11 protein-coding genes are annotated in these 14,154 nt (G+C 58.2%); 2 read left to right on the top strand and 9 right to left on the bottom strand.

What is annotated here, in order from left to right:
• Positions 1-42 precede the first annotated feature (42 nt).
• From ACQZ45_RS21025 to ACQZ45_RS20985, 9 genes are all read right to left on the bottom strand, one after another.
• Positions 43-1,878: a dipeptide ABC transporter ATP-binding protein gene (locus ACQZ45_RS21025; protein WP_025591693.1), complete on the bottom strand. Its 1,836-nt coding sequence runs from the start codon at positions 1,876-1,878 to the stop codon at positions 43-45.
• Positions 1,878-2,795: an ABC transporter permease gene (locus ACQZ45_RS21020; protein ID WP_003516951.1), complete on the bottom strand. Its 918-nt coding sequence runs from the start codon at positions 2,793-2,795 to the stop codon at positions 1,878-1,880. The genes ACQZ45_RS21025 and ACQZ45_RS21020 overlap by 1 nt, the downstream gene beginning before the upstream one ends.
• Complete coding sequence (locus ACQZ45_RS21015) at positions 2,795-3,775, bottom strand: ABC transporter permease (protein WP_003516948.1); 981 nt, start codon at positions 3,773-3,775, stop codon at positions 2,795-2,797. The genes ACQZ45_RS21020 and ACQZ45_RS21015 overlap by 1 nt, the downstream gene beginning before the upstream one ends.
• Before the next feature lie 71 nt (positions 3,776-3,846).
• Positions 3,847-5,430, bottom strand: coding sequence for an ABC transporter substrate-binding protein (locus ACQZ45_RS21010; RefSeq protein WP_025591696.1), 1,584 nt, complete (start codon positions 5,428-5,430; stop codon positions 3,847-3,849).
• Positions 5,431-6,344: 914 nt separating this feature from the next.
• Complete coding sequence (locus ACQZ45_RS21005; protein WP_141194255.1) at positions 6,345-7,394, bottom strand: ABC transporter ATP-binding protein; 1,050 nt, start codon at positions 7,392-7,394, stop codon at positions 6,345-6,347.
• A complete protein-coding gene (locus ACQZ45_RS21000; protein ID WP_112949062.1) occupies positions 7,394-8,440 on the bottom strand; it encodes an NAD(P)-dependent alcohol dehydrogenase in 1,047 nt (348 codons plus the stop codon). Before ACQZ45_RS21000 ends, ACQZ45_RS21005 begins: the two co-directional genes overlap by 1 nt.
• Positions 8,441-8,447: 7 nt before the next feature.
• Complete coding sequence (locus tag ACQZ45_RS20995) at positions 8,448-9,266, bottom strand: carbohydrate ABC transporter permease (RefSeq protein WP_003516943.1); 819 nt, start codon at positions 9,264-9,266, stop codon at positions 8,448-8,450.
• Positions 9,263-10,126, bottom strand: coding sequence for a carbohydrate ABC transporter permease (locus tag ACQZ45_RS20990; RefSeq protein ID WP_003516941.1), 864 nt, complete (start codon positions 10,124-10,126; stop codon positions 9,263-9,265). Before ACQZ45_RS20990 ends, ACQZ45_RS20995 begins: the two co-directional genes overlap by 4 nt.
• A gap of 67 nt (positions 10,127-10,193) precedes the next feature.
• Positions 10,194-11,444 carry an ABC transporter substrate-binding protein gene (locus ACQZ45_RS20985; RefSeq protein ID WP_448742527.1) on the bottom strand — a complete coding sequence of 417 codons (1,251 nt, stop codon included), beginning with the start codon at positions 11,442-11,444 and terminating at the stop codon, positions 10,194-10,196.
• 135 nt (positions 11,445-11,579) lie between these two features.
• Here ACQZ45_RS20985 and ACQZ45_RS20980 point away from each other — a divergent pair, with 135 nt between their 5' ends.
• The gene (locus ACQZ45_RS20980) at positions 11,580-12,518 is read left to right on the top strand and encodes an AraC family transcriptional regulator (RefSeq protein ID WP_013637579.1); all 939 of its coding nucleotides are present in this window, start codon (positions 11,580-11,582) and stop codon (positions 12,516-12,518) included.
• A gap of 361 nt (positions 12,519-12,879) precedes the next feature.
• The gene (locus tag ACQZ45_RS20975; protein ID WP_448742526.1) at positions 12,880-14,139 is read left to right on the top strand and encodes a RhtX/FptX family siderophore transporter; all 1,260 of its coding nucleotides are present in this window, start codon (positions 12,880-12,882) and stop codon (positions 14,137-14,139) included.
• The last annotated feature ends 15 nt before the right edge of the window (positions 14,140-14,154 follow it).

The raw sequence follows: 14,154 nt of genomic DNA, 5'->3' as shown, positions 1-14,154 counted from the left end.
CTAGTGATCGTCGCGGCCCCGTCTGTGGCGCCGCAACCATGGTCAGGCTAAAGCCATTTGACGGGTTGCGTCATCGAGAGCCAATGGCTGGATGAGATGACAGGCGGCGAAATCCTGGCTGCCACGCGCGGTAAGCGCGGGCTGCAGGCTGCCGCATCTCTCCATCGCACGCGGACAGCGCGACTTGAAGCTGCAACCTGGAGGAATATCGATCGGGCTTGGCGGTTCACCTTCCAGAAGGCAGTCTTCCGCCTTGTAGCGGCGTTCTTCAAGTGTCGGCATCGCGCTGAGCAACGCCATTGTGTACGGATGTCCGGGATCGAAGAACAACCGCTCGTTATCAGCCAGTTCGAAGACCTCGCCGAGATACATTACCGCCACCCGGTTGCAGACCTTGCGGACCATCGCAAGGTCGTGGGAGATGAAGATGTAAGTGAGGTCGTATTCCTTCTGCAGCTTCTGGAAAAGATCGAGAAGCTTGAACTGTTCTGTCTGGTCCAGGGCAGAAAGCGTTTCGTCCATGATCAGTATTTCAGGCTCCAGAACCAGCGCACGGGCAACATTGATGCGCTGGCGCTGGCCGGCACTCAGGCCGATCGGCAATTCCTCGTAGAGATCGGCGGAGAGGCCGACTTCGCCCATGACCTTGAGAACCCGCTCACGAATTTTGGCACTGTCCTTCCATCCGTGCGTGCGAAGCGGGCCCTCCAGCATCTTCCCGACCGATGTGCGTGGCGGCAGGGAACCGAACGGATCCTGAAGTACCATTTGCAGCTTCTTGCGGAAGGTCAGAAGGTCTTTGCCACCGAGCATGGCGATATCGTCGGAACCGCACAGAACCTGGCCGGAGCTCGGCAGTTCCAGCCTGCTTAGAAGCCGCATCAGCGTCGACTTGCCACAACCGGATTCACCGACGATCGCGAAACTGTCGCCGCGCCGGACATCGAAGGTGACGTTGCGAACCGCACGCACATGGTTGAAGCCACCGAAGCCAGTCTTCTTCTTTACCCTGTAGACCTGTGAGGCATCGCGCAGGCTCAAGACAACGTCGCGTTTGTCGTTGAGACGCGGCATCTCGGTCTTTTCGATCCAGATCTTCGGCGTCTGTTCTACAAGCTCCTTCGTATAGGCATATGCAGGGGCGGCGATCAGCCTTTCGGTTTCCTGTTCCTCGACGATGCGACCTTTCTCCATCACCAAAATCCGGTTGCAGGCTTCGCGGGCAACGGGAAGGGAGGAGGAGACGAACAGCACAGCGGTATTGAAACCATCTGTCAGTTCCTTCATCAGACGGATGACCTGGGCTGCGACGGTAACGTCGAGCGGCTGGGTGACGTTATCTGCAATCAGCAGCGCCGGGTTCGTTACCAACGCATCAACGATCAGTGCGCGCTGCATCATGCCGCCGGAAAACTGCGAAGGGTAGTCGCTGAAACGGCTGCGGGCCGAGGGAATGCGGACGGCCTCCAGAAGCTCGATCGTGCGCTTTTCCGCCTCTTTCCGCGAGGTTCCTGGAACGACCGCACGCAGCTTCTCGACGATCTGGACGCCGACCGGCAGCGTCGGATCGAGTGCACCCATCGGGTTGGAGCCGACATAGGCGACCCGGCGGCGCAGGGTACGCATCTCGTTCTCGGAGATGCCGTAAATATCCTTGCCTTCGAAGAGGACGCTGCCGGAACGCACGGAAAGCGGCGGTTCCAGCCAGTTGACGACTGCCTTGGAAAGCACCGTCTTGCCGGCTCCGCTGGCCCCGACCACACCGACGATCTCTCGCGGCGCGAGGCTGAAGGAGATATTGTCCAGAATAATCTTCGCCTTGTCCGAGCGACCGGCATTAACGGTGAGGTTTTTCAGCTCAAGAAGCGGCTTGATCATCACTCGGACCCTCCGTGAATGGTGTTGCGGGCCCGTTCCAGCGAAGCGCCTATGAGATTGATGCTGGTTAAAGTGAGGCCGAGGAAAATGCCGGGCATGGTAGCGATCCACCAGGCGTTCAGAAGATACTTTCGGCCATCGGCAATGATATTGCCGAAGGTCGGGGTCGGCGGCTGGACACCCAGGCCGAGGAAGCCGAGTGTCGATTCAAAGATCATCATGCGCGCCACATCAAGCACCGAGGTGAAGATCACCGGCGGCAGGAGCAGCGGCAGAAGCAGGCTGACGATAATGCGGAAATCGGTCGAGCCCCCAAGTTTGGCAGCGCGCACATATTCCCGCTGCCTTTCCGTCATCACAATGCTGCGCATGATGCGCGCATAGACCGGCCAGCTTGAGAGACCAAGCACCAGGACGATGGCCGGAATTGTCGGGCGCGACACGCCAAGAACGGCGATCGCCAGAATGATCATCGGAATAGATAGCTGCGCATCGGTCAGACGCATGATCAGCATGTCGATACGACCGCCGAAGTAACCGGCAATCGTGCCGAGGGCACAGCCGATGATGAGTGTCACTGCAACCGATGCAATCCCGATCAGGAAGGAATAACGCAGGCCGACAAGCGACCTCACCAGCATGTCGCGGCCAATCTGATCGGTGCCAAGCGGGTGGCCCCAGCTCCAGTTGTCGCCGAAGAAAAGTGGCGGCAGAAGGCGGGCCTTCACATCCATCTTTGTCGGGTCGACGCCACTGATTTCCGGATAAAGTGCGGCGGCAATCGCAAGCAGCAGGAAGATCGCAAGACCAATGCGAAAACCGGGCGTCGATGCGGCGCGATCGAATATGCGGCGCGCAATCGAGCGGCTTGCCATTTTAGAAATGATCGGGGTGTCAAGTGCGGATGTGATGGACATCAGTATTCAAGCCTCGGATCGATGGTTGTTGCGACGAGATCGACGACAATGTTGATCAGTACAAAAATGGCGCTCGTGACGATCGCGATACCCTGGATCAACGGAAAGTCGCGCTGCAGCACGGCGTTGATGGTCAGAAGGCCGAGCCCGGGATAATCGAAGATATATTCGACGATGATGACCCCGCCGAGCAGGCTGGAGAATTGCACACCGAGCAGGTTGAGAAGCGGCACCGAGGCGTTGCGCAGGGCATGGTTGGAGATGATCCGCGAACGGCTCAGGCCACGTACGCGTCCGACTGCCACATAGGGCTCCATCATCTGGCTGGATACGGAACTGACCAGCGTGCGGATCAGCACCGGAGACAATTCGACCGCCAGCACGATTGCCGGCAGGATTGTGTAGGCAAAACCCTGATAGCCAATGGCAGGAAGCCATCCGAGCTTCACCGAGAAAAGCAATGCCAGAACGATGCCGAGCCAGAAATTCGGCAGCGAGATGAATATCGATGAAATGTAGAAGGCAAGCTTGTCTGGCCATCTGCCGATCGAAAGCCCGCCGGCAATGCCGATGATTGCCGAGAAGATCAGTGCAATCACCAGTGTCACGGCCGCCAGTTGAAGCGTCATTGGAAGTGCATCGAAAATCAGGTCGAAGACCTTTGCTCGTTCGCCGCGAGTTGAGTCGTTGAATGTCGCGCCACCGGTCGAGGCGCCGTTTGCCGGGCGCACGAAGGACTGGCCAAGATCGCCACGAACCACACCGCCCATGTAGCGACCGAATTGCACCAGTATGGGATCGCGAAGGCCCATGTCGGTTGCGATCTTTTCGATCAGTGCTTCGGGCGCCATGCCGCCCGCCATAAGGCGTACCGGGTCACCCGGCACCACCCGCAAGAGGGTAAAGATCAGCAAGGACACAAGGAATATGATGATGGCGCCCTGCATGAGGCGTCGCATCAGGAAGTTCACGGCAAACATTCAGTCACTCCGCTCGAAAAGTCACGGGCAAGTCCACACGCCGCCTGATCGCGGCGTGTGGCTGATCACGGTCAGGCAGCAGGTTTGGCCGCGTCGATCGACCCGTCGGGATAGATGTACATGCCCTCAAAGTCCTTCTGCATTGCGTGGATCATCACGGATGTGAACAGCGAGAGTGCCGGCATCTTGGCGGTGATGAGAGGCATGGTCTCTTCCTGAAGGATCTTCTTGCGCTCTTCCAGCGTCGGTGCCGAACGTTCCTTATCGAGGCTGGCATCGATCTCCTTGTCCTCAATGCCGCAGATGCGGTGCGAGGTGGAATGGAAATGGGTGCGCAGGACCAGATCCGGTTCCGGAGACGCTGTCGACCAGCCGCAATCGACCATATGGCCCGGGCCGCCGCCGGGGCGATGGTACAGTTGCTCGTTCCAGGCCGCAGGTTCAAGCACGGTCAGGCTGACGTTAAATCCCTGCTCCTGCAGCATGGCGGTCAGCATCTCGCCATATTCCTTGGTCTTCGGATAGAAGCCGACGGACGTGATGTATTCAAGTGGCGGCAGGCCCTTGCCGTTTGGGAAACCGGCTTCGGCGAGCAGGGCCTGGGCCTTCTCGGGGTCGAATTTCGGGTAGTTCGCCAGATCGACATAGCCGAATTTGACCGGCGAGACGAAATTCGACGAGGCATGGCCGGCCGAGCCCATCAGTTCCATGATCATGTCGCGATCGATCGAATGGCAGGCGGCAAGACGGATACGCGGATCGTCGAAAGGCGGTTTCGAGCAGCGGAACCACAGATACTTGTTCTCGACCGAAACGACCTTGTTGATGAAAATCGCCGGATTGTCCTTGATCGTGTCAACCTGTTCAGGCTCCAGACGTTCAACGATCGAAGCCTGGCCGTTCATCAGCGACAACATACGGGTGGTGGAGTCGCCTGTGAAAGTGAAGTTGATGCCGGGAATGGCTGGCTTGCCCTTGAAGTAGCCGTCATAGGCTTGCATCACGGTGTCGTTGCCGCGCTGTTCGACGAATTTGAAAGGACCGGTGCCGTTGAGCCGCTGGGAGAGCGGGCCGCCTGGGCCGCCGGCGACGTCCTTGGCCGACATGATCGGCAGGAAGGATGCAAGAAAGATGAAGAGATGGGCCGGATAGCCGCCCTTGGATGTGTCGACGATGACGGTGTAATCGTCAGGTGTTTCGATCGTCAGCGTCTCGGTCGGGCCGGGATACCACTGCGCCGGACGATCTGCCCTGGAGCCGTATTCGAAAGTTGCCTTGACGTCTTCTGCCTTGAACGGCTTGCCGTCATGGAAGACGATGCCTTCGCGCAGCTTGATCTGTAGCCGGTGCGGGTCAAGCAGCTTGATGTCGGTGGCCAGTTCGTACACCACCGCGCCGGGATCATCGAGTTTCATCGGCGTGCGGGTAAGAAAGCCCATGACGAAACCTTCGATATTCTTCTGAGAAAGTGTCGTATGAGCGGTCGGGTCCCAGTTGCCGGTAATGTTTTCGGCCGACAGGAACGTCATGGTCTTGCCGGCCTGAGCGAAGGCCGGCGAGATGAAGAAGTCAGGATTGATCTGCATGTAGCCAGCGACGGCGGCTGCGCCCGCGGATCCTTGCAGGAAGCGACGACGACTGAATTCTGAACCCATCGAGTTCCCCTTTTCTATTTTGAATAAACCGTCAAATCAGTCAAAACGGTCAAATCAGTCACAAGCAAACAGCGTGCCAATCTCGATTTCCTGCAAGAACCGGGCTTTTGGTTCGATGCAATTTGTGGGATTTGACCATTTATTGGACGAATGAGAAAGATTTAAGCGGCCAGCCGGATCGCTAAAATTACGGGGTCATTTCTGCCGTTGAATCGGGGGATGCTGATCCGTTGTCAGGATGTGTCCGAAACGGACAGCGACGATGATTTCAAGCGCCGCCGGATTGAAACTCCCACGAGAGTTCAACTGAATATTTCGTTTGCTCTTTTGATGGCGTGAATACATCAGCGGGCAGTACATCCGCCGATCCATTTCGTGCATGCCCGCCCGCATTTTTGCTGCGGTCTCATCTCTCTGCCGCCTCAGTTGATCACTTGATCCTTCATAGTGATTAATGCTGTACGATGGGTGATCGCGGTTATAGTGACGTCGCCGGCACGGGCTGTCGGTTCCGTCGTTTCACGCTGGGCTGGCCTCAGTAAGGAAAATAAGAGCAGGACCAGAATAAGGTTCTTGCCATGGCAATTGGCCGTCTTTCACCGCCCGAGAAATTTAGGTCATGCTTGCCGACCTCACTGGTAAGGCCGCTCGGTATGGCAACCGTTCGGTCATAAATCGCAGCCTGCATATTGCGTGTTTACGGCTGATATCAGCCGCTATACTGCTCTTTCAATATCCCAATGAATTGCTCGTCCGCGAATGCTTGGCGCTGCCCGTCTCTTCAGGGTAACCGACCCTACCAGGATTAAAGGACGTTTTGCGGCCCCGGTCACAGGCCATCCGCAAAAGGCCAGGCGGATTGTAGGCGTCCAGTTGCCCTGCGCGACGTGATTGAAGGTCCCACCTGATTGGGTTTAAATCAACCTCAGTCCCGTGCCGGGATCAAACACGTGTAGGTCGGACGATGCCACTTCAACACCAAGCACCTCGCCGATGGCGGGTCTTATGTCCGCAGGAACAGAAATATTGATCTCGTGGCGGTCGTTTTTCAGGCAGATCAGACGTGTCTCACCGTGGAACTCGTTCCGCTCGACGGTGCCGCGAAAGGCTTGAGCATCCTGGTTTATGCGAAATGATCCGGGCCGAATTCCAACGGTAACCTCACCGGAACGGAGGCCTGCCGGAGCTGTAAACCTGACAAGATTGTCGCCGAGCCACTCCTGCGTCATCTGCAACCGAAGGAAATTCATGTTCGGTGTGCCGATGAAGCCGGCAGCAAACACTGTCCGAGGCGCCTGATAAATTTCTTCGGGCGTGCCCATCTGCTCAATACGGCCGTCCTTCATCAGGACAATACGGTCGGCAAGCGTCATAGCTTCGAGCTGGTCGTGAGTGACATATATGCTTGTCGTTTTCAGGTCGCGGTGGAGGCGCGCGATCTCGACCCGCAGGCTGCCGCGCAGCTTGGCATCAAGGTTTGAAAGCGGTTCGTCAAACAGGAAGACCTCCGGGGTCTTGATCATGGCGCGGGCGATGGCCACACGCTGCTGCTGTCCGCCGGACAGTTCCGTCGGCTTGCGCGCAAGATAGACGCCAAGACCGAGCGCGTCGACCACAGGCGCCAGGCGCTGATCGATCGCGGCTTTTCCTATTCCGGCCCTCTCGAGACCGAAAGTGATATTGTCCCGCACGCTCATATGGGGGTAAAGCGCGTAGTTCTGGAACACCATCGCGATGCCCCGGTCACCCGGATCGCGATCGTTCATCCGCTCGCCACCGATGAGCAGATCCCCGCCTGAAATCTCTTCAAGCCCGGCAATCATCCGCAGCATGGTGGATTTTCCGCAGCCTGACGGGCCGAGAAAGACGACGAATTCGTGGTTGTCGATCTTCAGGTCAAAATCCCGCATGACCTCAAGCGAACCATAGACTTTCCTGATCCCCCGGCACTCAACAGTGGCCATCACTTCGTCTCCCCGTCCACGACGATCTGCAGCTTTACGTCCTCTGGCCGGCCTTCGGCCGCCCTTTCGAAGGCCTTGATCGATTGATCAAAGGCATAGGTGCCGGAAACCAATGGCTTCAGGTCGACCTTGCCTGCGGCGATCAGCGCCAGTGCACGGTCAAACACGTTGGCGTAGCGGAAAACCGTTTCAATACGGCATTCGCGGAAGCAGGCCGCCGCAAGGTCTACCGCGACGGGTTCGGGCGGCAGACCGACGATAACGACTGTTCCGCCCGGGCGCACGACCTTGAAGAGATCACGGACCGCGGCCGGTGCGCCGGAGCATTCAAAGACGATATCGGCTCCCCAGCCTTCTGTCGCGTCGTTGACGGTCTCAATGAGATCCACCTCCTTGAGGTTGATACCAGTGATGCCGCCATAACTTTCGGCCAGTTTAAGCTTTGTTGCGGAAATGTCCGAGATCAGCACTCGCGAGCAGCCGCCGGCAAGGGCGGCCAGTGCCACCATGATGCCGATGGTTCCGCAGCCTGTAACAACCGCCGTATCGCCGGGCGTGATCTTCGCCCGCGCCGCCGCCTGCATGCCCACGGCAAATGGTTCAACCATCGCGCCTTCGGCGAAGGAGACATTGTCAGGCAGCTTGTAGGTGAAACTTGCCGGATGGACTGTCTCCGGGCACAAGACGCCGTGCACTGGCGGCGTTGCCCAGAATGTCACCGCAGGATCAACATTGTAGAGGCCGAGCCGCGACGCACGCGATTTCGGATCGGGGATGCCCGGTTCCATGCAGACGCGGTCGCCGGGCTTCAGATGGGTGACATTGGCGCCGGTCTCGGTGACGGTTCCAGCCGCCTCGTGGCCCAGAACCATGGGCGCGTTCACGACGAAGTCACCGATGCGACCATGGGTGTAATAGTGCACGTCGCTGCCGCAGACGCCAACAGTATGGATACGAATGCGAACGTCATCCGGCCCCAACTCTTGAGGAATTTCGATATCGCGCAGGGAAAGTTCGCCGACATGTTCGAGGACAAGTGCTTTCATGGGTCAGTCAACCTTGGTCAGTTTTCTTGGAAAATGCGGCGTTGAGGCCACCGGCAAGCACTCCGAGCAGGATCAGCGGTGGCAGCGACAACAGGACGACGGCGGCGTTCAGAATTCCCCAGGGCACATTCATGCCGAGCTGTGACATCTCGGACGCGATGATCGGCAGGGTCTTTGCCTTCGAGGTCGTGAGCATCATGGCAAGCAGGAACTCGTTCCAGACAAGGACGAAGGAGAAGGCAATGGCGCCGAAGACCTGGAAACGGGCAATCGGCAGGGCGATGCGGAAGAAGGTCGCATATGGGCCAAGCCCATCCACCCGGGCAGCTTCTTCAACGTGAAGGCTGACACGCTCGAAAGCCGGCACGGAAAGCCAGATGGTGATCGAGGCTGTCACAATGAGATAGGTCACGATCAGCGACAGCCGGGTGTCATAGAGATCAAGACCGAGCCAGATGACCAGCATGGGAATAGCGATCGCGACGGGCGGCAGAAAGCGCAGCGACAGAACGAAGAACTGCGCCTCCGCCGTGATCCTGTTCTTGAACCGGGCGATCACATAGGCCGCCGGTACACCGAGTACGGCGCCAAGCACGACCGCACTCGAGCAGATGATCAACGAATTGGTAAGTGCGCGCGCCACCGAGCGGCGATTGAGCACATAACTCATATTGTCGAAGACAGGCTGGAAGATAAGCTTTGGCGTTGACACCAGCAGATCGGCATTGGTCTTGAAGGCGTTTAGCAGGGTCCATAGGAGTGGCAGCACGACAAGTGCAGCGGCAAGAACCAACAAAAGCCTGAGCAGAAAGGTGGATATCTTCATCGGTTCAGCCTCTTCCAGGTAAAGGTAAAGGTGACGATGGTCAGGACCATCATGATGACGGCCATGGAGGACGCATAGGAGATCTTGCCGGCTTCTATGAAGCCTTGGGAATAGGCATACATGTCAAGCGTCTCGGTTGAGATGCCGGGACCGCCGCGCGTCATGACGTAAACGAGGTCGAAGGAGCGAAGACTCTCGATCGCCTTGACCAGCAGCAGACTGATCAAGGGTGCTTTCAGCATCGGCAGGGTCACGAAACGATGGATTTCGAAGCGGGTCGCCCGATCTATGCGTGCGGCTTCCAGCGGCTGAGGCGGCAGGGATTCGAGAAGCTTCAAGATGATCACTGAAAAGAACAAGCCCCATTGCCAGACATCGACGAAAGCAACAGCAAGGAGGGCGCCGAGCGGCGTCGATAGAATGTCGGGCGTGATGCCGGTGAGCTCCCTGACCGGCCAGGTCAGCGCGCCGTAGAGCGGATGAAAGGCGAACTTCCACACAAAAGCGGCGCACACGCGTGGCAGGAGAACGGGAATGATGAAGAGCACGCAGAGGACGTTGCGCATACGGGGGCTCGCTGCCTCGAACATGGCAATCCCGAGCGCAACCCCCGTCACCATGGTCAACGAGACGCTGATAACCTCCCACTTGAAAGATACCCAGAGCGCGTTCAGGAAACGGGCATCCGAAAACAGCGCCAGATAATTGGCTAACCAGACATAGTCTGCATCGGGTGCCGAAAGGGTCCGGTTCTGCAGGGATATATTGATAGCGTAGATCGTCGGCACGAGCGCCAGAATGATCAGGATACCCAAACTGGGCCCAAGAAAGACGTAAGGCAGCGAGCGGCCTCGGCGCATGGCAGATCCTCGGATTGGGAAAAGGGGGCGCGTCATCAGACGCGCCCGTCAGACGGCTTGGGAGGCGTCAGAGTTTGGCTGCGAAGGCTTCTAGGTCGTTCAGCGTCGCCTTGATGTCAGTGCGGCTACCGGTGATCAGCTCTTCCAGCATGATGCCCCACTGGTTGCCCAATTCCTGCCAGCGCGGATCCTGCCAGAAGGTGACTGTGGTCTTTTGACCGGTCGCCGCCATGGCGTCGGCAAGGTTCTGGCCAAAGGTCTTGGCGTATTCCGGGCTCTGATAGGTGCTTGTGCGCGTCAACTCGCCCGGCTGGCCGGCGGCGAGGCGGCGGGCTTCCTGTTCCTTGGATGTTGCCCAGGCAACAAAGAGACCAGCGCAGGCCTTTTCCTCATCTGTCTTGTTGGCCTTGGACGCGATTGCAAAACCATGGGCGTAACCGGCCCCCGGCAGCGGCGACGGCGGAACGGAGAACGCAACCTTGTCTGCAACCTGGCTCTGTGCCTTGTCGACGGACATGCCGCCAAGGGGTGCGGATTCGATGATGATCGCCACCTTGCCGGAGCGGAAGGCGCCGGTGGACTCGTCCCAAGAGCCGGTCTGAGTGCCCGGCGCCGAATATTTGAAGAGCTCGAGATAGGTCTCTGTCGCCTTTACCGCGGCATCCGAATTGAAGGCCGGCTTGCCGTCCTTGAACCACTCGCCGCCGTTTGCTTTGAAGAACGGCATCCAGCGCCAGACGTTGGCGCCTGAACCGCGCTGTCCGCGAAGCGCAGTGCCGTAGACGCCGTTGGCCGGATCATGCAGCTTCTGCACGGCTGCGAAATATTCGTCCCAGGTCTTCGGCGGCGCGATGCCTGCCTTTTCCAGGAGGTCCGTACGGTAGACCATCAGGTCGCCGCCACCCTGCACCGGTGCAAACCACTCTTTGCCGTCATAGGTCGCAGCTGCGCGCATACCGGAGTCAAAGTCTTTGTAGTCGTATTCGGATGGATAAAAGCCATCAAGCGGGACGATCCAGCCAGACGAGGCAAAAAGCGCCAGATTGGCTTCATCAACATAATACACGTTGAAGCTTCCGACCGTCGAGGCGTCGGCCTGCGACTTCGCGCGGCGATCGTTCTCGTTGAGATAACTGATCTCGAAGCCTGCGCCGGAGAGCTCTTCGAACTCATCGACATATTTTTCGAGAAGGGTCAGTCCATCGCGCGGCTGCGCCAGGACACGCACGTCGCTGGTGCATTGTGCAGCGGCAAAAGCGCTGGATGCGGCAAATATGGCGATAACCGCGCAACCGGCGCGGAGAGCGTTGAGTGTCATGATGTCCTCCCTGAATGGCAACTCCCTTGCCATCGACCAGCCCACATTTACGCAAGCGACGGGCGCGTACTAGTTTGCCTCCGTCCCAGAACTGGTATTATATTGACATTTGTGCGCTGTAACATGAGCAATTGAATGCCTATTGCATCAGACTTTCCTCAAACAGTCTCTGAGACTTTCACCGCCACGCGCGAGCAGATCGTCTTACCCGGAGGCGCTTCCTATCTGATCCGGAGGGACGACTATCCCAATCCGATCTGCATCTGGAACTATCATCCCGAATGGGAGATTCACTTCATCCCTGACGCTTCAGGATTTGCTTATGTGGGGGACTATATCGGCCCGTTTCGGCCCGGGCATCTGGTGCTAACCGGGACAAATCTGCCGCACAACTGGATCACACCCGGTGCACCGGCTTTGCCAGGCCGAGACATGGTCCTGCAATTCGACGCGGATGCCCTGATCGGTATTCGCGCAGTATGCCCCGAGTTTGAAGTGCTCCACCGGCTGAAGCCTCTGGCCCAACGGGGGATCGAGGTGCTGGGCGCCGACGCGCTCTTGATTGGAGCGAAGATTCTCGAGCTTCACGCGGTGGGACACCGAGGTGGGCTCGGGCTGTTTTTAGAGATACTGGAGGCAATCGAAGCGGCCACCGAAAAGAGGTTGCTCGCCAGCGAACACTTCATAGCGGTCTATAACCAGGTGTCGGACCGCAGGCACCGCCGGATCGACCAGGCAATCCAGATCCTGCAATCGGATCCTGGTGCGCAGATGCATGAAGTGGCTGCGATGGTTGGTTTCGAGCCGTCCGCCTTCTCGCGTGCCTTTCGGCGTCTAACCGGCATGAACTTTTCTGACTACAGCCGATCCGTCCGCGTCTGGCGAGCAAGAACCCTTCTCGCGGAGACTGAAATATCGATCACCGATATCTGTTTCGAGGCGGGTTTCAACAACCTGTCGAACTTCAATCGCTATTTCCGGATGGAGATGGGACTCACGCCCCGGGCCTACCGAAAGGCCGCGCGCATAAGAGCCAAGTCCGTCATTGGAGGAGTGCCGGTTAAGTCCATTTAATGGGTGGTCGCGCCGAGATATCATCGATCCCTGGGGCTGCAATCGGTTTTTATCGTATCACCGCCGCTTGGATATGTCGGCCTCTTCGCTAACAACAAAACTGGCATCTCCATTTCCCTGAACCAGTCTTGCGAGGGTGGTGGCAGCCGGCCGCTGCATTTGTTGCTTCAGCTCTGTCGCATCGAGCGGCTGTTCGCAATTGTCCTATTCGGGTTCGCCCATATCCAAGCATTTGCTTGCCGGTGAGATAAAGACGATTAAAAAATACTCCTGTTTACGCTCCGGGACAGACCGGCGTTTGAAGCGCTGAAAACCTTACCTGGCTCTGTGGTGTTCCGGGCTCATGAATTCGGTTCTTGCAATGGCCCAAATCGACGACGCGATTCCTGGCGACACCGTTTCGACTTCGACGTGCGAGCGGCGGTTGATGTATGTGCTGGGCGGTCTTTACCTCGCTCAGGGGATACCAACGTATTTGCTTTTGGTGGCCCTGCCGCCGATCATGCGCGAGAGTGGGGCATCGCGCACGTCTATCGGGCTATTCTCGCTGCTGATGCTGCCGCTCATCCTGAAATTTGCGGTCGCACCGTTGGTGGATCGATGGTCTCCGTTACCCAAGCTTGGCCATCGCCGCGGCTGGGTGGTGCCGACCCAGCTTCTCGTCAGCGCCGGTATCGCTTCCATGACGCTGGTGGATCCGAGCGATGCCACGGTCCTTTTTGCAATCTGCATATCGATCACGCTTGTCTCCTCAATCCAGGATATTGCAACCGACGGCTACGCCGTAAGATGCCTGACCGACAAGACGCGCTCGCTGGGGAATGCCGTGCAGGCGGGTGCCGTAGCGCTGGGCGTAATCGTTGGCGGGACGGCGGCACTGGTGGTGTTTCATGTCGCTGGATGGCGCACGATGATACTGCTGGTAGCCGCGCTGTCGTTGCTGCCCCTTCTTGCAGCCCTGGCGATGCAGCCGGAAGCGCCCACGGTTGGCAAAGAAAAAAAGCGCGCAAGCCTTGCTGGTTTCTTCCGCCGTCCGAGTGCCTGGCTGATCTTGGGATTTGCGCTGACATACCGGGCGAGCGAAGGTCTCGTGCGCGGGATGGAAGGCACCTATCTGGTTGACAGCAAGGTCCCGGCTGACTGGATCGGTTACCTCTCTGGCGGAGCGGCGGCAACTGCGGGCCTGATCGGCGTGGGTATCGCTGCCTCCATTATCCGCAAGGTTGGCCTGACGACAACGCTCATCCTGCTGGGTTGCCTCAGAAGCTTGTGCTTCCTCGCCTTCACCCTGAATGCGTCCGGCGTCTGGCCCGGCATGTGGGTGGCGATGTCGGCCTCGGCATTCCAGACGCTGATCCGCTACATGGAGCTGGTCGCCATCTATTCATTCTTCATGAAGAACTCTTCGGACGATCAGCCAGGAACGGATTTTACCATTCTCACCTGTGCCGAACTGGTCGTCTACATGGTTGGTGCATCCGCAGCCGGCCTGGTTGCCGACCGGATGGGTTATTCCGCGCTGTTTTCGACGGCAACAGTTCTTTCGCTTGTCGGAATGGGACTTTCCGTCTGGTTCCTTGGAAGGATCGGACGCGGTTCAGGCGCGTCGCCACGGCGATGATCACAAGCGGCCAGA

This window comes from Agrobacterium sp. 16-2014-1-2a (assembly GCF_053522705.1).
The sequence above is the reverse complement of the archived record's forward strand: the minus strand, read 5'-3'. Positions and strand labels throughout refer to the sequence as shown.

Excerpts from the sequence above, each read along its gene's own strand:
- ACQZ45_RS21020 (WP_003516951.1), bottom strand. The coding sequence starts at position 2,795 with ATGTCCATCACATCCGCACTTGACACCCCGATCATTTCTAAAATGGCA.
- ACQZ45_RS20985 (WP_448742527.1), bottom strand. The coding sequence starts at position 11,444 with ATGACACTCAACGCTCTCCGCGCCGGTTGCGCGGTTATCGCCATATTT.
- ACQZ45_RS21025 (WP_025591693.1), bottom strand. The coding sequence starts at position 1,878 with ATGATCAAGCCGCTTCTTGAGCTGAAAAACCTCACCGTTAATGCCGGT.
- ACQZ45_RS21000 (WP_112949062.1), bottom strand. The coding sequence starts at position 8,440 with ATGAAAGCACTTGTCCTCGAACATGTCGGCGAACTTTCCCTGCGCGAT.
- ACQZ45_RS21005 (WP_141194255.1), bottom strand. The coding sequence starts at position 7,394 with ATGGCCACTGTTGAGTGCCGGGGGATCAGGAAAGTCTATGGTTCGCTT.
- ACQZ45_RS20980 (WP_013637579.1), top strand. The coding sequence starts at position 11,580 with ATGCCTATTGCATCAGACTTTCCTCAAACAGTCTCTGAGACTTTCACC.
- ACQZ45_RS21015 (WP_003516948.1), bottom strand. The coding sequence starts at position 3,775 with ATGTTTGCCGTGAACTTCCTGATGCGACGCCTCATGCAGGGCGCCATC.
- ACQZ45_RS20995 (WP_003516943.1), bottom strand. The coding sequence starts at position 9,266 with ATGAAGATATCCACCTTTCTGCTCAGGCTTTTGTTGGTTCTTGCCGCT.
- ACQZ45_RS20990 (WP_003516941.1), bottom strand. The coding sequence starts at position 10,126 with ATGCGCCGAGGCCGCTCGCTGCCTTACGTCTTTCTTGGGCCCAGTTTG.
- ACQZ45_RS21010 (WP_025591696.1), bottom strand. The coding sequence starts at position 5,430 with ATGGGTTCAGAATTCAGTCGTCGTCGCTTCCTGCAAGGATCCGCGGGC.
- ACQZ45_RS20975 (WP_448742526.1), top strand. The coding sequence starts at position 12,880 with ATGGCCCAAATCGACGACGCGATTCCTGGCGACACCGTTTCGACTTCG.